The sequence below is a fragment of the Brucella anthropi genome (assembly GCF_046630315.1).
Taxonomy (GTDB): Bacteria; Pseudomonadota; Alphaproteobacteria; order Rhizobiales; family Rhizobiaceae; genus Brucella; species Brucella anthropi_A.
In genome coordinates this window covers 149106-171591 of the sequence record NZ_LQBD01000036.1, presented here as the reverse complement: position 1 = coordinate 171591, position 22486 = coordinate 149106, and the positions used below count along the sequence as shown (strand labels likewise).

The window sequence follows — 22486 nt, the reverse complement described above, 5'->3', positions numbered from 1 at the left end:
CTATTCTTCCGAATCATCCGAACGGCAGGCCGAAAGCAGCGTCACTTCCTTGGCGGTGTGATCGGCTTCGAGGTGGCTCAGAACGGCCTGGCTGCCCTTGTCGTTCCAGCGATAGCTGTCCTGCTCATCGATGGCGACATATATCCCGATATCGTCGTGCCATTGCAGCGCAATCATCTTGCCTTCCGCGTCCAGAACCGCAAAGCCCGGCGCATCGCCGTTGCGGATATAGGTGACAGGCACCACGACGCCGCGCTCGCAGATGTAATCGACCCGCTCGATCGCGTTCGTCTGGGGGCTTTGTGCCGCCGCCGGCCATGCGGCGGCGAGCGTTAGCCCCGCGGCAGCCGATAAAATGTAAAATTTGCCTGTGCTGTATGCCATGATCGAAAATCCTCTGGTCAGCCAATTCAGCACCTTGAAGATATTCCTTCGGCTGAAGGCTTCAAGGCCGGATGGCGTACCGTGGTTAATGATCGAAAGTGCCCGAAAAAAGATCAGGTGCCTCCCGATTTCCTGCAACCGAAACAGGTTTCGTCCGTTATTGGCCTGCCAGTCCCGAGATTTTCGCGAGACCGGCTGAGGCCCGGATGAACACTTGCCCCCGCAACCCCAGTCCGGGCCTCACTATTTGTGGGTAGAACATGCATTATCCCTCATTTATTGGGGTTGGTTCCGCATCCGGGCAACGCTTAGGCTCAAGTGACGAATTCACTGAATGGTTTGGCGCGAGGGTATTTGTTGCTGAACAGGAGAAATGGCCGCCGTGGAGTGATCTCCACAAGGGGCGTTTCGATACCTTGCCAAGTGACCCTACCTTCGGTTTCAGCTCCTGAAGCTGAAGATTTTTCGCCCATACCAAATCACAAGTTCATTCGTCACCAAAGCCTGGTTCTTATGGAACAGGTTCAATCATAAACTTATGCTACTCCCCCCGGTATTGCTCATGGCGCTCAATATTGTCGTAGTCCTCGTCGTCCTTGGTCTGCTCCTGCTGCTTTTGAAATGGCTTAAGACAGGGGTCGTTTTGATTGGCCTTGCCGCTGTTCTTTATGGTGCGATTGCTTCGGCCATTCTCCCGGACTATCTGATGAATCGCTTGCAATCAGCCTATTCATCGCAATTGCAATCGCCGCTCGAAGACAATACCGCCTTCATCATCTTCGGCATGGGAACGCAGACAGTCGATGAACGCGGCCAGAAGGTGGTCGAGCCGCTCGCTTTCTCCTACGGGCCGATTTTGGCGGCTGTCGCCATGAACCATCAATGTGTCGAAAAGGGCCTTGGTTGCAAATTCATTGTCAGCGGTGCCGATGTGGCGGGAACGGGCGTTTCAGAGGCCAGGTTGATCGCCATGCAGCTTGAAAAGGCCGGGGTGGATTCGGCTTCCATTCTTCTGGACGAAAAGAGCCGCAACAGCTGGCAGAATGCCAGGAATACAGCCGCAATCCTGCGCAAGATCAAACCGGCGAAGGTCGTTTTGTTGCAGGTTGCGCCGATGTTGAATCGCAATCTTCTTTATCTGGCGCATTTTGGCGTGAAGCCTGAGCCTGTTGCCGCAGCTTATCTGACCGCATCCCATACGAACCTGTCTTCTCCCGGCCTGTCCGTCCTGGCAACGGATGTGGCGCTTCACGAGGAGATCGGCGTCCTGCGTTATGCGGTTTATAATTTCATGGGCTGGAACGAGCCGAAGCAGTCTCCGCTCGAACTGGAGCACCCCGCGGTCAATGCACCCGCCGCGGTCGCGCCGTCCGCCGAGCCCGCCCCCGTGCAGTGAGTTAAAGATACTATCGTCGGCATGTTCTGACATGCCGACTGAAAAATTATCCCTGATTTCTCTCTTGAGAAGAGTAAATTTTTCAAAGTCGTTTCAAATAACGACCGGCTTGTGGCATCCTGTCTTCAAAGGGCTCTGATACTGTCTTGGCCAGTGGAACATGGAGGCGGTCATGAGAATATCGAGATTTTCGCTCACCCTGGCGGCATTGGTTGCGGCTGCTTCGCTGGCCGGAACAGTTCGGCCGGGCCTTGCCGATCAGACACTTCTCAACGTGTCCTATGATCCGACGCGTGAGCTCTACAAGGATTACAATGCCGCCTTTGCCGCCCACTGGAAGGCGGAAACCGGCGAGACCGTCACCATTCGCGCGTCCCATGGTGGATCGGGCAAGCAGGCGCGATCGGTGATCGACGGCATCAAGGCCGATGTGGTCACGCTGGCGCTTGAAAGCGATATCGATGCCATCGCCGCGCTTTCCGGCAAGATCGACAAGGACTGGCGCAAGCGCCTGCCCAACAATTCCGCGCCCTATACGTCAACCATCGTCTTTCTCGTGCGCAAGGGCAATCCCAAGGGCATCAAGGATTGGGGTGATCTGGTGAAGGACGGCGTCGAGGTCATCACGCCGAACCCGAAGACATCGGGCGGCGCGCGCTGGAACTATCTCGCCGCATGGGCCTGGGCCTACAAGCAGTACGGCGGCGACGAGCAGAAGATCAAGGATTACATCGGCGAACTGTTCCGCCATGTGCCGGTGCTCGACACCGGCGCGCGCGGCTCGACGACCACCTTCGTGCAGCGGCAGCTCGGCGATGTGCTGTTGGCCTGGGAAAACGAAGCCTATCTCTCGGTCGCGGAATTTGGCGCGGATGCATTCGACATCGTCGTTCCGCCGCAGTCCATTCTGGCTGAACCGCCGGTCGCGGTCGTGGACAGGAACGCCGAGGAAAACGGCACCACCAAGCTGGCAACGGCCTATCTCGAATATCTCTATTCGCCCGAAGGCCAGGCGCTTGCCGCCAAGCATTTCTACCGTCCGTCGAAGCCTGACATCATCCCTGCCGACCGGCAGCGCAAGTTTCCCGACTTGACGCTGGTGACGATCGATGATCCGATTTTCGGCGGATGGGCCAAGGCGCAGCCTTATCATTTCGGCGACGGAGGAACCTTCGACCAGATCTACAAGCCGGGAAAATGATCCGGAATTCGAGAACAATCAGTCACCATCCGCACTGAAAAGGGAACAAACCAGCGCATGTCTTCGATCCCTGCACGGGCCAGAGCAGGGTCGCACTTCAGAAAGCCGAGCGTTATTCCCGGTTTCGGGCTGACGTTCGGCTTCAGTGTTGCCTATCTGACCCTTCTCATTCTCATTCCGCTTGCGGCACTGGTGCTGCGTTCATCCGAAGTCGGATTTCTCGGCTTCTGGCGCCTCGTCACCGACGAGCGCACCTTGAAGGCGCTTGAAACGAGTTTCGGCACGTCCTTCATCGCGGCGCTGGTCAATGTGGTCTTCGGCGTCATCCTCGCCTGGGTTCTGGTGCGCTATCGCTTTCCGGGGCGCCGGTTCGTCGATGCCATCGTCGATATTCCCTTCGCGCTGCCAACGGCGGTGGCCGGTATCGCGCTTGCCGCCATCTATGCGCCGAATGGCTGGATCGGCAGCCTGCTGACGCCGTTCGGCATTCGCATCGCCTTTTCGCGGGCGGGCATCGTCATCGCGCTGATCTTCATCGGCCTGCCGTTTGTGGTGCGCACCGTCCAGCCGATCATGGAGGAAATCAGCCGCGAGGTCGAAGAGGCGGCGGCAACGCTCGGCGCATCCCGGTTCCAGACTATCTGGCGGGTACTGCTGCCGAGCCTTCAACCCGCCATCCTGACCGGCTTTGCGCTCGCTTTCGCGCGCGGGGTCGGCGAATATGGCTCGGTCATCTTCATTGCGGGCAATACGCCCTATGTCTCGGAAATCGCGCCGCTTCTGATCGTCATCAAGCTGGAGGAATATGATTATGCCGGGGCGACGGCGCTTGCCACGGTGATGCTGGCGCTTTCCTTCGCGATGCTGCTTTTCATCAATCTCATCCAGTCGTGGACACGGAGGAAATACGGCCATGGCGCATGAACCTGCGCATTCCCCCGCCTGCCGCAGCGCTGTCACCGAAAGCTTGGGCGTACGCATCACGCTGATTGCCCTGGCGCTGGCTTTTCTGGCGCTCTTCCTCATTCTGCCGGTGGTTGCGGTGTTCGTGGAAGCCTTCCGCAAGGGGGCGGGCGAATATTTGGCCGCGCTGGTCGAGCCTGACGCCTGGGCCGCGATCCGGCTCACGCTGATCGTCGCGGCCATCGCCGTGCCGCTCAATCTGGTCTTCGGCATTGCAGCCGCCTGGGCCATCGCCAAGTTCGAATTCAAGGGCAAGGCGCTGCTGACGACGCTGATCGATCTGCCTTTTTCCGTGTCGCCGGTCATTTCCGGCCTTGTTTTCGTGCTGCTGTTCTCCAGCCACAGCCTGCTCGGGCCGTGGCTGTCGCGGCATGGGATCGAAATCTTGTTCGCGGTCCCCGGCATCGTGCTGGCCACGGTCTTCGTCACGTTTCCCTTCGTTGCACGCGAACTGATCCCGCTGATGCAGGAACAGGGGACCGGCGATGAGGAGGCTGCGATTTCGCTTGGCGCCAATGGCTGGCAGACCTTCCGCCATGTGACGCTGCCCAATATCAAATGGGGGCTGCTTTACGGCGTGCTGCTGTGCAATGCGCGTGCAATGGGCGAGTTCGGCGCTGTTTCCGTTGTGTCTGGACATATTCGCGGTCTCACCAATACGATGCCGCTGCATGTGGAAATTCTCTACAACGAATATAACTTCGTCGGCGCATTCGCGGTGGCGTCGCTCCTGGCTTTTCTGGCGCTGCTGACGCTTGCCATCAAGACGGCGCTGGAACTGCGCTATGGCGATGAGCTGGCCGGCAGCGGAAACGGACATTAAAATTGAACCGATAGCCGTCCGCAAGGCGGTGGAAATGAACATGGCCGCGCGGCGGCAGGGGAAAGGATTGGGAATGGAAGTTCGTGTTGCCGGTGTGCGTAAGGAGTTCGCTCGCTTCCCGGCTTTGCATAATGTCTCGCTGGATATTCGCTCCGGCGAGCTGATCGCCCTGCTTGGACCTTCCGGTTCGGGCAAGACCACGCTTTTGCGCCTGATCGCCGGGCTGGAAACGCCGACCGAGGGCACGATTTTCTTTGGCGATGAGGATGCGTCGCAGAAGAGCGTGCAGGAGCGCAATGTCGGCTTCGTTTTCCAGCATTATGCGCTGTTCCGTCATATGACGGTGGCGGAGAATATCGGCTTCGGCCTCAAGGTGCGCCCCAGCGCGACACGCCCGTCGAGCGATGCCATTCGTAATCGCGCGCTGGAACTGCTCGATCTCGTCCAGTTGCAGGGGCTCGAAAAACGCTATCCGGCACAGCTTTCCGGCGGCCAGCGCCAGCGCGTGGCGCTTGCCCGCGCCATGGCGATCGAGCCGAAAGTCCTGCTTCTCGACGAACCGTTCGGTGCGCTCGATGCGCTGGTGCGCAAGGAATTGCGCCGCTGGCTGCGCGAAATCCACGACAAGACCGGCCATACCACCGTTTTCGTGACGCATGATCAGGACGAGGCGCTGGAACTGGCCGACCGCGTGGTGGTGATGAGCCAGGGCCGTATCGAGCAGATCGGCACGCCGGACGAGGTCTATGACAATCCGAATTCCCCCGGTGTCTATGGCTTCATCGGCGAGTCCAGCACGCTGCCGGTGCGGGTCGAAAAGGGCGAGGTCTGGCTTGTCGACCGCAATATCGGCCTTACCGTCGAGGGTGTGGCGGACGGTGACGCACAACTCTTCTTCCGCCCGCACGATGTGGAATTGCTGGATGGTTGCGGCGGCTGCATTGCAGGCACGGTGGTGGCCAGCCGCCGTTCGGGCGGCAAGCGGCGTGTCGAACTGGAAGTGGGTGGCGCGCGCGAGCGGATCGAGATCGAAATTCCGGCCGAACATCCGGCTGCGGAAAAAAGCCGCATCGCTTTCCGCCCGCGCTACTGGAAGCTTTTTCCGACCGGAGACACCGGTTCCGGAGCAGATTCCTGATCCTCAATTTCGGGTGAACTGAAACACAAGGCCCGGCAGATGCGCGGTGATTCCCGCAGGCCTGCCGGGCTTTTCCGTATTTCAGAGTACGAGCCTTTCGCGATGAAATTTTCGGTGCGTTACCTGCGGTAGTATTATTTTTATTTTCAATATGTTAGGGTTGCAGGAAACGGGGTGTTCCATAACGCAACATTAATGGGCGGAAAGAATTGTGCGTTGCGATTCAAACGGTTTGAAGATCAGCACATTGCGCCGTCGCATTTTGGCCAAATGCGGTCGACATTCAGGGAACCGATCACGGATACTGCCGTTTCCCTGAAGTGAAAATAATGTCAGTATCCACCCGCCGCAGATAACTCATTTCCTTCGGAAAGGCTGTTAAGGCAGATGCCGGAATTGTCTTCTTCGCTCTCCAGATCAACCTCTACCGAGAATAAATCGCCGATGCAGCAACCGTCGATGGAACCCAAATCCAGCGAGCCCGATGCATCGGGCCGGATTCCGCCTGAACAGCCGTCTCCCATCCGGGCCCTGTATAAGACCGAGGAAGAGCTTGGCGCGCTTGCCGCTGCCGTGGCGCGCGGCGAAGACATTCCGCTGCCGGGCTATATTTCCTTTCCCTTCGATCAGCGCCTGTCCGAAAACGGCAAGCTGATCCTGCATGCCTACCGCGCCTCCGATGCCGCCTCGCGCGCGGGCGAAACCATCACGCCAGCCGCCCAATGGCTGCTCGACAACCATTACCAGATCGACAAAAACGTGCAGCAGGCCCGCCGCGACCTGCCGCGCCGCTTCATCCGGCAACTGCCGCTCTACAAGGCGCCGTCCGAAAATTACGAGGGCATGCCGCGCATTTTCGCGCTGGCCTGGCTTTATGTCGCCCATACGGACAGCAATTTCTCGCTGAAGACGCTGACGGCCATCGTCAAGGGTTTCCAGACCGTCGAGCCGCTGAAGATCGGTGAATTGTGGGCGCTGCCGTCTGCGGTGCGCTATTTCCTGATCGAGAATGCGCGCCGCCTGGCACTGCGCGTCGATCGCGCGCGCATCATGCGCAATCTTGCCAATACGGCTGCCGACCGCATCGTGGTGGCCGCCGACGGGGCCGAACTGGATTCGGTTCTGGCGCAATATGCCGATGCCGCCCGCGACAGCACTTTCGCGACCCATCTGCTTTATCGCCTGCGTTCCTCCTCCACCGACACCACGGCGGCAGCCAACTGGCTGGAACGGATTCTGGAACAGGAAGGCAGCAATGCCGAAGACGCCATCGTCGAGGAACATGCCCGCCAGTCCACCGGCGGCGTCACGATGGGCAATGTCATCCGCAGCCTGAAATCCATTGACGACGTGGACTGGGAAACCTGGTTCGAAACCGTCAACGAGGTCGATGCGATCCTGCGCGACCACAGCGATTTCGAGCTTCTGGATTTCCGCTCCCGCAATGCCTATCGCGTGACGATCGAAAAGCTCGCCCGCTATTCGGACATGAGCGAAATCGACATCACCTGGGCAGCGCTCAAGCTGGCCGAAGACGGCCACCGTGCCGAAAAGGCAGGACATCCGGAAGCGGAAGGCAAGGGCGCAATCGCCTATTATCTTTCAGGCGAAGGCCGCAAGGAACTGGAAAAGGTCTGCGGTTACAAGGCGCCGTTCGGGGCCAGGGCGCTGCGCTTCTATCGGGGGCTCGGCCTTTGGGGCCTGTTCATCCCCACGGCGATCCTCACCATCCTGACCTTGCTTCTGGTGAACTACTGCATGATCCGCGCCGGTCTTTCGACCGATCTGCGCACGCTGTTCACGCTTCTGGCGCTTTTCCCGGCGATGGACGCGTCCTATTCGCTGTTCAATGCGCTGGTGCCATGGTTCGTGCAGCCGACACGGCTTATCGGTTTCGAATATAAGGAAGGCCTGCCGGCGGAGGCGCGCACGCTGGTTGCGGTGCCGACCTTCATCACCTCGCGGGATTCCATCGACGAGCAGATTCGCAATCTGGAAGTTCATTATCTCACCAATCCGCGCGGTGAAATCTACTTTGCATTGGTCAGCGACTGGACCGATGCAAGCCAGGAGATCACGCCCGCGGATATGGAAATCTATGAATATGCGCGTGAGGAAATCGCCAGGCTCAATGAGCATTATACCGGCGACGACCAGCCGCGCTTTTTCCTTCTGCACCGCCGCCGCCTGTTCAACGAGAAGCAGAATTGCTGGATGGGCTGGGAGCGCAAGCGCGGCAAGCTGCACGAGCTGAACCTGCTCTTGCGCGGCGATCAGGATACGAGTTTCTTCCCCGCCGACGAGCGCCTGCCGAAGGAAATCAAATATGTGATGACGCTGGACGCCGATACGCGTCTGACGCCGGAATCCGTCACGCATCTGGCCGGCAAGCTCAGCCATCCGCTGAACCGCCCCGTCATTGACGAGAAGACCGGCAAGGTCATCCGTGGCTACGGCATTCTCCAGCCGCGCGTCACGCCTTCGCTCACCACCGGCGACGAAGCCTCGTTCCTGCAGCGCGTCTTCTCGGTCAATCGCGGTATTGATCCTTATGTCTTTGCCGTGTCCGACACCTATCAGGACTTGCTCGGCGAAGGCACCTTCACCGGCAAGGGACTTTACGACATCGACGCTTTCGAGGCGGCGCTGAAGGGCCGCGTGCCGGAAAACACGCTGCTCAGCCATGACCTTCTCGAAGGCGGCTATGCCCGCGCGGCGCTGGTCAGCGACGTTGAAGTGGTCGAGGATTATCCGACCGGCTATAATGTCGACGTTTCGCGTCACCATCGCTGGGCGCGTGGCGACTGGCAGCTTCTGCCGTGGCTGTTCTCGACGAGCCGCGGCGTCAGCGCCATCACGCGCTGGAAGATGGTCGACAATCTGCGCCGCTCGCTCAATCCCATCCTGTGGCTGATCGCAGCCGTTGTCGGCTGGTGCGTCCTGCCGCTTGGCGCCGCCGCCGTCTGGCAGGGCTTCCTCATTCTTTCCATGTTCGTGGCCCCGACCTTCGGCATTGTGACGAACCTCATCCCCTCGAACATGGACTATTCGCTGAAAGGCCACGCGCAATCGGTGCTGACCGATATCGCGCTCGGCACGGCGGACGTGGCGCTGCGCACCACCTTCATCGCGCATTCGGCGTTTTTGATGGCCGATGCCATTGCGCGCACCCTCTATCGCCTGTTCGTCTCGCACCGCAATCTACTGGAATGGCGCACGGCGGCACAGGCGAAAACCTCTCCCGATACGCTGCTTTATTATTTCCAGCTCATGTGGCCGGCCCTGGCGATTGCGGGTCTGGCGATCTTCTTCCCCCTTGCCGCTGAAAGCCATGCCGCGCTGATCGCCGCACCTTTCGCCGTCATCTGGTTTGCCTCGCCGCTGATCGCGTGGCTCGTCAGCCGTTCGGCCAAGCCGCAGGACACGCTGGAAGTGCTTTCTTCCGACAAGTCGGACCTGCGCCGCTATGCGCGCCGGACATGGCGCTATTTCGCCGAATTCGCCAATGAAGAGAACAACCATCTGCCGCCGGACAACTTCCAGGAAGACCCGGCGCCGATTGTCGCGCAGCGCACATCGCCGACCAATATCGGCGTCTATCTCCTGTCGGTGGTCGCCGCGCGTGATTTCGGCTGGATCGGCTTTGGCGAAACGCTGGATCGAGTTGAAGCGACCGTCAATACGCTTGAGAAGATGGAGAAATATCAGGGCCATCTCTACAATTGGTACGAGACCAACACGCTGACGCCGATGCGCCCGCTCTATGTCTCGGCGGTGGATAGCGGCAATCTTGCCGGTCATCTGGTCACATTGTCGTCCGCATTGGAAGAATGGGCCGAAGCGCCGTCCGTCTACATGCAAGGGGATCTCGACGGCATTCTCGATGTCAACGACATCCTGGAAGAGACAATCGCAAAAATCCCGGACGACCGCCGGATTTTGCGTCCGCTGCGCCGCCGTCTGGAAGAGCGGATCGCCAATTTCCGCCGCGCCGTGATTTCTATCAAGGATGAGCCGGAAACGGCATCCTTCCGCACCATCAACCTGTCGCTCTTCGCAACCGATATCGTGCGCCTGATGGACGAACTCGACGGCGAAATCGAAACGCCCGCCAGCGCGGAAGCCGTGGAATGGGGCCGTATTCTGGTCGATACCTGCAAGGCGCATACCGACGATTCCATCGGCGAGCACGACACGGATGCGCTGCGCGAACGTCTGCGCGATCTCGCAACCCGTTCGCGCCAGCTGGCATTCGACATGCAGTTCGGCTTCCTTGAGCGGAAGGAGCGCCGCCTACTCTCCATCGGTTTCCGCGTGCAGGAAAACGAACTGGACGAAAGCTGCTACGATCTTCTGGCGTCGGAAGCGCGTCTGGCAAGCCTGTTTGCGATTGCCAAGGGCGACGTGCCGGTCGAACATTGGTTCAAGCTTGGCCGTCTTCTGGTGCCGGTGGGCTGGAAGGGCGCTCTGCTCTCCTGGTCGGGCTCGATGTTCGAATATCTGATGCCGCCGCTGGTCATGTCCGAGCCGCTCGGTTCGCTTCTCGACCAGACCAACAAGCTCGTGGTGCAGCGCCAGATCGACTATGCGACCTCGCGTGGCCTGCCATGGGGCATTTCGGAAGCGGCGTTCAATGCGCGCGATGCGCATATGAACTACCAGTATTCCAACTTCGGCGTGCCGAATCTCGGCCTGCAACGCGGCCTGTCGCGCAATGCGGTCATCGCGCCCTATGCGAGCCTGCTTGCCGCGCAATATCAGCCGGCCGCAGCCGTTGCCAACCTCAAGCGCCTTGCCAAGCTCGGCGCGCTTGGGCGCTATGGCTTCCACGATTCGGTGGATTTCACGCCGTCGCGTGTTCGCGAAGGAGAGCTTTGTGCGGTGGTCAAGAACTACTATGCCCACCATCATGGCATGGCGATCATCGCGGTCAACAATGTGATCTTCGAAGGCCGGATGCGCGAGCGTTTCCACTCCGATCCGGTGATCGAGGCCGCCGAACTCCTGCTTCAGGAAAAGGCGCCGCGCGAAATCCCGATGATCTACGCCAAGACGGAAAATCCGATGCGGGTTGATTCCGGCGGCTTCGACGATGCGCCGATGCGGATTGTCGACAAGCCGTTCAAGGCGCCGCGCACCACCCATATGATGTCGAACGGCCAATATGCGCTGATGGTGACGGCCAATGGCTCGGGCTACAGCCGCTGGCACAATTGGGACATTACCCGCTTCCACGCCGATGCGTCGGAAGATTTGCAGGGCACATTCCTGTTCCTGCGCGACATGGAAAGCGGCTATTGGTGGTCGGCGACCGGCGAGCCGGTCCGCAACCCGGAAGAGGAAACCAAGACGGTCTTCACCGAAGACAAGGCGGAATTCTACAAGACCGCCGGTGATATCAAGACGGTCATGGAAGTGATCGTGTCGTCGGAATCTGACGGCGAGGGCCGTAGGCTCGACATCATCAACACGTCCGCCCGCGACCGCATGATCGAGGTCACCTCCTATGCGGAACTGGTGCTGACCGATAGCGACGGCGATGCCGCCCATCCGGCCTTTGCCAAGATGTTCGTGGAAACCGAAATCTCCGACAATGGGTCCACCATCTATGCCAAGCGCCGCAAGCGCGCGCCGTCCGATCCGGATATTCATGTCGCGCATTTCATGACCGACCTCACGGGGGCCGTGCGCGAGATCGAGGTGGAAACCGACCGTCGTGCCTTTGTCGGGCGTGGTCGTTCCTTGCGCGATGCGGCTGCCTTCGATCCGGGCGCGAGGTTTACCGGCAGCCAGGGCTGCGTGCTCGACCCGATCGCTTCGGTGCGCACGCGCGTCCGCGTTCCGGCGCATAAGAAGGTGAGCCTCGTCTTCTGGACCTTTGCAGGCGGAAGCCGCGATGCGGTGGAACATGCCGTGGCGCTGCATCGCCACCCGGAAACCTTCGCCCGCGAATATTCCCTGTCGTGGACCAGTTCGCAGGTGCAGCTCTACCATATCGGCATCAAGCCTGCCGAAGCTGCCGATTATCAGAAGGTCGCCGCCTATCTGCTCTATCCGGAGCGGACATTGCGCCAGCCGCCGGAAACCATCGCCAGCGGCCTCGGCAAGCAGTCGGACCTGTGGCCGATGTCGATTTCCGGCGATTATCCGATCTTCGCGCTGCGCATCGACAACGAAGCCGATCTCGACGTGTTGCGCGGCGTGCTGCGCGCGCAGGAATACTGGCGCTCGAAGGGCCTCACCGTCGATGTCGTGGCGGTCAACGAGCGCGCTTTCTCCTATGCGCAGGACACACAGCGCGCCATCGACTGGATCGTCGAAGGCTTCCGCGCCCGTGGCGGCGGTCAGCCGCACATCTTCGCGGTCCGTCGCGACCAGATGAGTGACGAAAGCTACAACACGCTGCTCGCTTCGGCGCGCATCGTCATGCATGCACAGAACGGCTCGCTGGCCGAGCAATTGCGCCGCAGCGAGGAAATCACCGTCGATCTGGCCGCGCGCGACGCCAAGACCGCCATTGTCGGTCAGGCTTCGGCACAGATGTCCTCTCAGGGGCTGGGCGCTGCCGGTCTTGCGCCCATCGCCATCGAACGCGGGACGGAAGAACGCCGGCCTGCGGTCCAGCCAGCAGTGAACCGTCCTGTGCCATCCGGCGACGATCTTCGCTTCTGGAACGGCTATGGCGGTTTTGCGGAGGATGGCTCCTATGTGGTGCGCATCAACAATCGCACCACCACGCCGCATCCGTGGATCAATGTGATCGCCAATCCGAATTTCGGTTTTCATGTCTCGGCGGAAGGTTCGGCCTTCACCTGGGCAGGCAACAGCCGCGATTATCAGCTCACCCCATGGGCGAACGATCCGGTCACGAACCGTCCGGGCGAGGCGATCTATATTCTCGACCGTGAAACGGGCCGCACCTTTGCGCCGACCGCAAGCGTGCTGCGCGACGAGGCGGTGACCTATGAAGCGCGCCATGGCCACGGCTATTCGAGCTTCGGGGCACAGCATGGCGAGCTGGCGCTTGATCTGACCCATATCGTGGATGCGGACAAGCCGGTGCGCCTGTCGCGCCTGACGATCACCAATAAGGGGCGATCCAAGCGCAAGCTGCGCATCTATGGCTATGTCGAATGGGTGCTGGGCAATGCCCGCGCCAAGAATGCGCCGTTCATCGTGCCGTCGCAGGATGAGGAACTGGGCGCGCTCTTTGCAGGCAATCCGTACCATCCCGACAAGTCCGGGCAGATCGCCTTCTTTGCCGCAACCGAAAAGCCGCAATCCGTCACTGCCGACCGCAGCGAATTCATCGGCACCACCGGCTCGGTGGACAGGCCGGAGGTCGTGCTGGCTGGCAAGGCGCTTTCAGGCACGGTCGAGGCAGGCCGCGATCCTTGCGCCGCGCTCGCCCTCGATATCGAGGTGGGGCCGGGCGAAGCGCGTGAGATCGTCTTCCTGCTCGGCAATGCCGCCGATCAGAAACAGGCAAAGACGCTGATCGCCGAGACCCGCAAGGTTTCGTTCGGCGACAGGCTTGCCGCCGCCAAGCGCCATTGGGAGGGTCTGTTCGACCGCGTTCAGGTAAAGACGCCCGATCCGGCTTTCGACCTTCTGGTCAATGGCTGGCTTCCTTATCAGGCGATTGCCTGCCGTATCTGGGCGCGCGCCGCCTTCTATCAGGCAAGCGGTGCGTTCGGCTTCCGCGATCAGTTGCAGGACACGCTGTCGCTGCTTCTGCTCGATCCGTCGCTTGCCCGTGCGCAAATCCTCAATGCCGCATCGCGCCAGTTCCCGGAAGGCGATGTTCAGCATTGGTGGCTGCCTGCCACGGGTGCGGGCGTGCGTACGCTGATCTCGGACGATGTGGTCTGGCTCGGCTATGGCGCCTCGCTTTATGTCGAGACGACGGGCGACCGCTCGATCCTCGACGAAAAGCTGCCGTTCCTCGCAGGGCGCAAGCTGGAGGAGGGCGAACACGATGCCTTCTATCAGCCGGAAATCTCCGAGCAGACGGCAAGCCTCTATGAGCATTGCGCGCTGGCGCTCGATCTTGCGGTGGCGCGAACCGGCAAGCACGGCCTGCCGCTGATCCTTGGCGGCGACTGGAACGACGGCATGAATCTCGTCGGCGTGAAGGGCGAGGGCGAGAGCGTGTGGCTCGGCTGGTTCCTTGCCTATACGCTCGGCAAATTCATCCCGATTGCCGAAGCGCGCAAGGACAAGAAGCGCGTCGATATCTGGAAAGCGCATCTGGAAAGCCTGACAAAGGCCCTCGACCGCGACGGTTGGGATGGCCAGTGGTATCGCCGCGGCTTTTACGACAATGGCGCGCCGCTTGGCTCGAAGGACAGCGACGAATGCCAGATCGATGCCATTGCGCAGTCCTGGAGCGTGCTGTCCGGCGTTGCCGATCCGAAGCGTGCCGAACAGGCGATGGCTTCGCTCGAAAAATACCTGCTGGATGACGAAGGCGAATTGCTGCGTCTGTTCACGCCGCCTTTCGACGTGACCATTCAGGAGCCGGGCTACATCAAGGGCTATCCGCCCGGCGTCCGCGAGAATGGCGGTCAGTATACCCATGGCGCGACCTGGGCCATTCTGGCGCTCGCCCGCATGGGCAAGACGGCGGAAGCATGGAAGCTGTTCTCGCTCATCAGCCCGGTCAGCCATGGCCGCAACCCGGATATCTACCGTGTCGAGCCTTATGTGATCGCAGCCGACATCTATTCCGTCGAGCCGCGTCGCGGACAGGGCGGCTGGACCTGGTATACCGGCTCCGCCGGCTGGTTCTACCGTGTGGCGACGGAAGGTATCCTCGGCGTCACCAGGCGCGGCGACCGCCTGCATCTCGATCCGGCCCTGCCGCCGGAATGGGACGGCTATGAAGCGGAACTTCGCTTTGGCGAAGCGCTCTACCGCGTGAAGGTCGTGGCGGGTGCCAAGGACAAGGCGGTGAAGCTCAATGGCCGCAAGGTCGGCAAGCCGGATGAAGGCGTGCCGATCAAGCCGGACGGCGAACATGAAATCGTCGTAGAGCTTCCCAAACAGAAGTGAAGCGACTAAAAAGGCGGGTGAAAACCCGCCTTTCTTTTTGCTGCCAAGCATTTGGTTTGGTTGAAGCATATGATCATGCAATGGAGGCCGTCATGGCCAAGACTGATATTGCGCGCCGCGTCTACAATCACGCATGGAAGCTCGATCCCATTGTCCGCAGCCTTCTGGATACGGATTTCTACAAGCTTTTGATGCTGCAGATGATCTGGGGCCTTTACCCCAAGGTGGATGCAACCTTCTCGCTCATCAACCGCACGACCTCCGTGCGCCTTGCCGATGAGATCGATGAGGGCGAATTGCGCGCGCAGCTCGACCATGCCCGCACGCTGCGCTTTTCCAAAAAGGAAATGATCTGGCTGGCGGGTAACAGCTTCTATGGCCGCAAGCAGATTTTCCAGCCCGAATTCCTGAACTGGCTGCATGATTTCCAGCTGCCGGAATATGATCTGCGCCGCAAGGACGGCCAGTACGAGCTGCATTTCCATGGCGCATGGTCACACACGACCATGTGGGAAATTCCGGCCCTTGCCATCATCAATGAACTGCGCTCGCGCGCGGCGATGAAAAATCTCGGACCATTTTCGCTGGACGTGCTTTATGCCCGCGCCAAGGCGAAGATGTGGAGCAAGGTCGAGCGTCTGCGCCAGCTTCCGGGCCTGAAGATTTCCGATTTCGGCACACGCCGCCGCCATTCCTTCCTGTGGCAGCGCTGGTGCGTGGAAGCGCTGAAGGAAGGTATCGGCGATGCCTTCACCGGCACCAGCAATGTGCTGCTGGCCATGGATACCGACCTTGAAGCGCTCGGCACCAATGCGCATGAATTGCCGATGGTGCTGGCAGCTCTCGCCATGAATGACGATGAATTGCGCTCGGCACCCTATCGCGTGCTGCAGGACTGGAACCGCTATTATGGCGGCAATCTTCTGATCGTGCTGCCGGATGCCTTCGGCACGGCTGCCTTCCTGCGCGATGCGCCGGACTGGGTTGCCGACTGGACCGGCTTTCGCCCCGACAGCGCCCCGCCGATTGAAGGCGGCGAACGCATCATCGAATGGTGGAAGTCACGCGGCAAGGACCCGCGCGAAAAGCTGCTGATCTTTTCCGACGCGCTCGACGTGGATACGATCGAGGAAACCTATCGTCATTTCGAGGGACGGGTGCGCATGAGTTTCGGCTGGGGCACCAACCTCACCAATGATTTTGCGGGCTGTGCCCCGAAGCAAATTGAAGGGCTGAATGCCATTTCGCTGGTCTGCAAGGTAACGGATGCCAACGGCCATCCGGCGGTCAAGCTTTCCGACAATCCGCAAAAGGCGACCGGCGATCCCAAGGAAGTGGCGCGCTATCTCAAATTCTTCGGAAATGAGGCGCGGGTGGAGCAGCTCGTCAAGGTCTGACGAACTGTAGCTCTGTCTATTTGTTTTTACGCATGCCTCCCGAAACCGGTTTCCACTTTCGGGAGACATGCTCTATTCCATCAGCCGCGCTGTGCCGGAAACGCGAATAGAGCCGCCGCGTTCATTGCCGATCTGGGCGCGCAGGTGTGACGGGCTGCCCATATCCTCACCCTGAAACACTTCGATCTCGCCGCCATGCGGCCAGCCGCTATCGCGCAGATAGGCGGCGAAGGCCGCCGTGGCCGCGCCGGTGGCCGGGTCTTCATACACCCCGCCCGAGGCAAACGGATTGCGGCTGTGGAAGCGTTTCGGAATAGATGAGCAGGATCGTCGTCCAGCCTTGCCGCTTCATCAGGATGCGCCCGCGCGCCATGTCGTAATGCATTGAGGCGAGCTTCTCGCGTGAGCGAAGCGGCAGCATGATATGGTCTGCCCCGGCATGGATCAGTGCCGGTGTGAGGCCGGGCGCCAGATCGTCCCTTTCGAAATTGAACAGCGCCAGCGCCTGGTCCACTTCCGCGTCATTGGCGGCGCGCTGGCGCGTCGGCGGCGATTGCAGGCTGGCCGCAAACAGGTCGCCTTCCTTGCGGCCCTCGACGCTGATATCGCCATTGTTAAGCTTGAGCGCGAAACGGCCATCGCCTTCGCGCATGGCAAGAGCCGCGCCAAGTGCAATCGTGGCATGGCCGCAAAACGGAACTTCCATCTCCGGCGCAAAATACCGCACCCGCCAGCTGTCGCCTTCCGGTGCGGCAAAGGCGGTTTCGGAAAAGCCGACATCCTTGGCGATTTTCTGCATGTCTTGCGGGGAGGGCATGTGATCGGTGATCGATACTCCGGCGGGATTGCCGCCCTGATTGCCTTGCGAAAAGGCTGCAATGCGCAACACGTCCATGGTTTCTCCTCGCCAGTCTGATTCGTGCCCGCCCACCCCTATAAAAGGCGTGAAATGTGGCGGGTCAAGCAGTCTGTCGGCTGACGGAAAGCGTCATCAGCATGGGGCGCTCCATTTCCTCCGACAGCGCCGGCCATGCCGCGATCTGCTCCGGCGAGGGATGCCATTCCTCCAGCCGGTTGATGACAAATCCGGCTTCGATCAGCGCATTGACTGTGGTGCCGAGACGGCGGTGATATTTGATGACGCCTTCGGCCAGCCAGTCGGTTCGCCGCTCGCCCTCCATGGCATAATGGTCGACCGGCCAGTGCTTCCGGCCATTGCCGTCCTCGACCCAGCCCGGCGCAAGAGAGGCCATGAAGATCGGATGCTCGATCGTGAAAACAAGGCGACCTTCCGGCCGCAAAGCCGCATGGATCGTCTTCAAAAGACGCGGGAAGTCACGGATATAGTGAAAGGCCAGCGAACTATAGACGAGATCGAAGCTTGCCTCCGGAAGCTCCAGCGCTTCCATATCCGCCTGAATATAGCGCACCGCATCGTCATCGGTGTCGCGGCGCGCGCGTTCCAGCATATTTTCCGAAAGATCGTAGCCGGTGATGGAGGCAGCCCCGTTTTCGCGGGCGAAGCGGCAAAACCAGCCGAAGCCGCAACCGAGATCGGCAATGTCACGGCCTGTCAGATCGGGCAGGAGCGAGCGGACGAGGGGCCATTCCGGCGCGCCTTCCAGCCCATGTACCGAGCGCGGCAACTGGCTGTATGCGGTGAAGAAATCGTCTCGGTCATAAATATTCTGGGCCATGGCCGGTCGCTCGTTCCCTGCGTCAATCCTTCATTTCGTGCGCCCAGGGCGGGTTTGCGCCTGCGCGCGCGACAGTCACCGCAGCAGCCCGGACGCCGAGCGCGACAGCGGAATGGATCTGGTCTTCGGTGAGGTCTGCAAGCGCGTTCTTGTCGAGAAGGCCCTGATCGTGAAGGCTGGCAAGAATGCCCGCATTGACCGTGTCGCCCGCGCCGACAGTGTCGACCACATCCACTTTCACGCCCGGCACGCGCACGGTCGCCTTGGCCGTATAGGCATCGGCGCCATGCGCACCCTTGGTGATGACCACCAGTTTCGGTCCAAGCTTCAGCCATTCGGCGGCAATTTCGTCGTGGCTGCCCTTCTCGCCGAACCAGGCCAGGTCTTCATCGGAAAGCTTCACGATATCGGCCAGCGCGATCATACGCTTCATGCGCTTGAGGTGTTTATCGCGGTCGGTGATAAAGCTTGCGCGGATATTCGGGTCGAGGAACATGATGCGTCTTGGGGCTTCGCGCGTCATCAGCGCTTCATAGACGCTGCCGCAGGGTTCGGAAATCAGGCTGATGCAGCCAAACAGCATCGCGTCGACGGCATCATCGACATAGGGCAGGTCGCTTTCGGCCAGCATGCGGCCCGCAGTGTTTTCATCATAGAAGGCATAGCGTGCCTGTCCGTCCACCAGACGCACGAAAGCCAGCGTGGTTGGGCGATCCGAGATTGCGGCAAAGGAATAATCGACATTGGATCGCGCCAGATTATCGCGCAGCACCTCGCCGAAAAAATCCGATGAAATGCCGGAAAAGAACCCGGTTGGAACGTCGAGCCGTCCCAGCGCAATGGCCGTGTTGAAGACGGAGCCGCCCGCAAAGGGCTGGAACGCGGTCTCTCCGCCTGCTGTTTCGCGTGGCAGCATGTCGATCAGGGATTCACCGCAACACAGGATCATGAAGGCACAACTCAGCTGTTAAATCGATTGAAAAAGACATAAGCACAAAAGCGCGGAGAATTTCAATCTCCGCGCTTTCTAAGGTTATCAGACGTGCTGGCCGCCATTGATGTGAATTTCCGACCCCGTCACATAGGATGAAGCCTCTGAACAGAGGAAGTAGATGGTTTCCGCCACTTCCGATGTCTTGCCGAGGCGGCGCATGGGAAGCTGTTCCACCAGCTTGTCGGTTCCCGGCGAAAGGATCGCCGTATCGATTTCGCCGGGCGCAATGGCATTGACGCGGATGCCATAAGGCCCAAAGTCGGACGCCATTTCGCGGGTCAATGCGGCCAGTGCGGCCTTTGACGTTGCATAGGCTGTTCCGGCGAAGGGGTGCACGCGGCTGCCGGCGATGGAGGTCACGTTGACGACCGAACCCTGGGCTGCTTCCAGTTCCTTGAACAGGCCGCGCGCCAGCATGATCGGCGCCATGAAGTTCACCTGGAACACATCGCGCCAGACCGCCATCGGTGTTTCGATGGAGTTCATGCGGCGTCCGCCTTCCGCCTTCGGCGAAATGCCCGCATTGTTGACCAATGCGTGCAGCTTGCTGCCATTGGCCTCGAGACGGCGGCGGATTTCGGCGATTGCCTTGCCGACATCTTCCTGATCGGCCAGATCGACCTTGATGTGGTCTTCGGGGCCTGCGGGCCATGGGCAATTGTCGGAAAAATCCTGTCGCGAGCAGGTGATGACGCGCCACCCGGCGCGCGAAAAACGCTTCACCGTCGCGTGGCCGATGCCACGGCTGGCCCCGGTCAGGACCAGGGTTTTACGCTCGGTATCCGCCTTGGGCGCTGCGGAACCGGAAACGTCTTTTTGGGGGACTTGGGACATGGAAACCTCGCTCTCCAATCTTGAATAGACCAAGCGGCTCAAGATTTCGAGGGGAATTAACAAGCTTGCATCGAAGCTGCTTCACTTGATCGCGAGTCATGACCAACGGTCGCGATGGCCATCACTCATCCTATTGCGAATTACCCATGATGATGTCGAGCAAGGTCGTGGACTTTCCTGACTGCTGCGGTTGCCCGCCACCCACATCACCGGGCGGCATCGGGCGATAAGTGTCATTGCCGTTGGCCGGATAGCTCGCAGGTCCGGTCTGGCTCGACTGCTGGATGCCGCTGCGGACCGGAGAATCGGGCGCAGGCGGCCAGTAGCCGTCATCGCCATTGCCCGCCATCGGCTGATTGCCATAGGGCTCCTGCGGCATCATGCCGGGATCGTAAGGCGCATTCGGGTCGATGCCATCGCTGCCGCCGGGAACGATGTTCTGAATATCGTAATGGCCCGGAAGCTCTGCCACGGGCACGCCCTTATGCGCTTCCTTCATGAAGCTTTTCCACGCTGCAACGGGAAGCGTCGCACCGAATACGCGCTTCATCCCCTTGCCATCGTCATTGCCGAACCATACGCCGGTGGTGAGATTGGCCGTATAGCCGACGAACCAGGCATCACGGAAATTCTGGCTGGTGCCGGTCTTGCCCGCGGCGGGCCAGCCGAAGGCGGCGCGCTTGGCCGTTCCGTCTTCCACGGTGCGCCGCAGCATGGCGTTCATCATGCCGACATTGCGTTCGTCGATGACACGCGGGCCGACGCCGTCTTCCTTCTGATAAAGGACCTTGCCGTCCGAATCCGTCACCTTGGTGATGAAATAGACCGGCGCGCGATAGCCGCCATTGGCAAACGGCACATAGGCATCGGTCAGTTCCAGCAGCGTCACCTCCGATGTGCCGAGCGCCAGCGAGGCATTCGGCTCGAGTTTCGACTGCACGCCAAGCCGGTGGGCCGTATCGATCACCGTCTGCGGGCCGACTTCCATCACGAGCTGCGCGGCAACCGAGTTCAGCGAATGCGACAGCGCGGTCGCGAGCGTGACCGGCCCCATATATTTGCCGTTATCGTTGCTGGGCGTCCATTTGCCGATGCGCACCGGCGCGTCATTGCGCACCGAATCCGGCGTGCGTCCCTGTTCCAGTGCGGACAGGTAGACGAAGGGCTTGAAAGAGGAGGCCGGCTGGCGGCGTGCATCCGTCACACGGTCGAACTGGCTTGTCGCATAATCGACGCCGCCGACCATGGCGCGCACCGCGCCGGTGCTGTCGATGGAGACAAGCGCGCCCTGGCTGGCATTCATCTTTTTCCCGTTCTGGGAGATCTGGTCCTTGATCGCTTCTTCGCCAGCGCGTTGCAGGTTGAGATCAATAGTGGTCTGGACGGTGATATCGTCTTTCGCCTCGCCGATCAGCTCGGGCAGTTCCGCCACCACCTTGTCGGCAACGTAGTTTTCCGACCCTTGCCAGTAGGATGGCGCGCGCGTCATCGGTTCGCTTTCGGCGATGGCCATCTGGCTGTCATCCACCATGCCTTCCTCGCGCATGGCGCCAAGCACCAGCTTGGCACGCGCGGCGGCGGCTTCCGGATCGCGGGCAGGCGAAAGGCGCGAGGGTGCTTTCAGAAGACCGGCAAGGGTTGCCGCCTCCATCAGGTTCACGTCCTTGGCCGATTTGTTGAAGTAACGCCGTGACGCCGCATCGACGCCAAAAGCGCCGGACCCGAGATAGACCCGGTTCAGATACATCTCCAATATCTGGTCCTTGGTGTATTTGTGCTCAAGCCACAAGGCGAGCATGACTTCCTGTACCTTGCGCTCCAGCGTGCGGTCGGGAGAAAGAAACAGGTTCTTGGCAAGCTGCTGCGTGAGTGTGGACCCGCCCTGAACGGCCCGGCCCGAAACGAGGTTGGTTACAACCGCGCGGGTAAGGCCGATAGGATCAATGCCGAAATGCGAATAGAAGCGCCGGTCCTCGATGGCGATGACCGCCTGTGGAATATAGGGCGACATTTCGTGCAGGCCGATGGCCTCGCCGCCGGTGGTGCCGCGATTGGCGATCAGATTGCCGTTGACATCGACAATGCGCACATTGGGCGGGCGATCCGGAATGGCCCAATCGGTCGTCGGCGGCATCTTGGCTGCGAAATAGACCAATATCCCGGCAAAGGCGATGCCGCCCCATAATCCCAGCACGAGGCACCAATAGAATGCGCGGCGCAGAAAGCCGAAGAAGCCGCGCGACTTTTTCCTGGCTCTGCGTGAAGAGCGCGGCTCCCCATCGTCGGATTGCCTGCGTCGGCGCTGCTGCGTGCGGGCCATGCGATCCTCCTCGTCAACGCGAAAAACCTCGTCATCCTTTTTCTCTTCGCCACCGAAGGAAGGTTCGATGCGCCGGTTTTTATCGTCACGCGATGCCATGTCAGCCTAGATCCGCCCACCCGCTCGCCGGTCCCATCGTGAAGCAGGCCGGTGAAATTTATTGTCATTGAGTGCTTTACGGGATTTTGCGCCGCAAAAGCAAATAAGGGCCTAATCCGGTGCAGGATAAATACGGCAGTTTAAAGGGATGTAAATCATGCATGCACAAAAAAGGCTCCGCCGAAG

At 60.3% G+C, this 22486-nt stretch carries 12 protein-coding genes and 1 pseudogene; 7 read left to right on the top strand and 6 right to left on the bottom strand.

Annotated elements, in window-relative coordinates; genetic code table 11:
• Positions 1-384 carry a lysozyme inhibitor gene (locus AVM02_RS16615; RefSeq protein ID WP_411508021.1) on the bottom strand — a complete coding sequence of 128 codons (384 nt, stop codon included), beginning with the start codon at positions 382-384 and terminating at the stop codon, positions 1-3.
• A gap of 562 nt (positions 385-946) precedes the next feature.
• Here AVM02_RS16615 and AVM02_RS16610 point away from each other — a divergent pair.
• From AVM02_RS16610 to pncB, 7 genes are all read left to right on the top strand, one after another.
• Entirely contained in the window at positions 947-1780 is an 834-nt protein-coding gene (locus tag AVM02_RS16610; protein ID WP_411508020.1) for a YdcF family protein, read from the top strand.
• A 172-nt stretch (positions 1781-1952) separates the two neighbouring features.
• Positions 1953-2981, top strand: a complete 1029-nt coding sequence (locus AVM02_RS16605; protein WP_411508019.1) for a sulfate ABC transporter substrate-binding protein — start codon at positions 1953-1955, stop codon at positions 2979-2981.
• Between the two features lie 57 nt (positions 2982-3038).
• On the top strand, positions 3039-3905 hold the full coding sequence (cysT, locus tag AVM02_RS16600) for a sulfate ABC transporter permease subunit CysT (RefSeq protein ID WP_411508018.1): 867 nt from the start codon (positions 3039-3041) through the stop codon (positions 3903-3905).
• The gene (gene cysW, locus AVM02_RS16595; protein ID WP_411508017.1) at positions 3895-4767 is read left to right on the top strand and encodes a sulfate ABC transporter permease subunit CysW; all 873 of its coding nucleotides are present in this window, start codon (positions 3895-3897) and stop codon (positions 4765-4767) included. Before cysT ends, cysW begins: the two co-directional genes overlap by 11 nt.
• Positions 4768-4840: 73 nt before the next feature.
• On the top strand, positions 4841-5905 hold the full coding sequence (locus tag AVM02_RS16590) for a sulfate/molybdate ABC transporter ATP-binding protein (RefSeq protein ID WP_411508016.1): 1065 nt from the start codon (positions 4841-4843) through the stop codon (positions 5903-5905).
• A 387-nt stretch (positions 5906-6292) separates the two neighbouring features.
• Complete coding sequence (locus AVM02_RS16585; protein ID WP_411508015.1) at positions 6293-14959, top strand: GH36-type glycosyl hydrolase domain-containing protein; 8667 nt, start codon at positions 6293-6295, stop codon at positions 14957-14959.
• Between the two features lie 92 nt (positions 14960-15051).
• Positions 15052-16356: a nicotinate phosphoribosyltransferase gene (gene pncB, locus AVM02_RS16580; protein WP_411508014.1), complete on the top strand. Its 1305-nt coding sequence runs from the start codon at positions 15052-15054 to the stop codon at positions 16354-16356.
• A gap of 72 nt (positions 16357-16428) precedes the next feature.
• Here pncB and AVM02_RS16575 read toward each other — a convergent pair.
• The 5 genes and pseudogenes from AVM02_RS16575 to AVM02_RS16555 all read right to left on the bottom strand — a co-directional run bounded on the left by AVM02_RS16575 (position 16429) and on the right by AVM02_RS16555 (position 22300).
• Positions 16429-17251: pseudogene (locus AVM02_RS16575) on the bottom strand (PhzF family phenazine biosynthesis protein).
• 64 nt (positions 17252-17315) lie between these two features.
• Positions 17316-18053, bottom strand: coding sequence for a class I SAM-dependent methyltransferase (locus tag AVM02_RS16570; protein ID WP_411508013.1), 738 nt, complete (start codon positions 18051-18053; stop codon positions 17316-17318).
• A gap of 22 nt (positions 18054-18075) precedes the next feature.
• A complete protein-coding gene (locus AVM02_RS16565; protein ID WP_411508012.1) occupies positions 18076-19002 on the bottom strand; it encodes a carbohydrate kinase family protein in 927 nt (308 codons plus the stop codon).
• A gap of 87 nt (positions 19003-19089) precedes the next feature.
• A complete protein-coding gene (locus tag AVM02_RS16560; RefSeq protein WP_411508011.1) occupies positions 19090-19881 on the bottom strand; it encodes an SDR family NAD(P)-dependent oxidoreductase in 792 nt (263 codons plus the stop codon).
• 130 nt (positions 19882-20011) lie between these two features.
• Positions 20012-22300 (bottom strand): transglycosylase domain-containing protein, encoded by a 2289-nt coding sequence (locus AVM02_RS16555; RefSeq protein ID WP_411508010.1) that lies wholly within the window; start codon positions 22298-22300, stop codon positions 20012-20014.
• Positions 22301-22486: the final 186 nt, after the last annotated feature.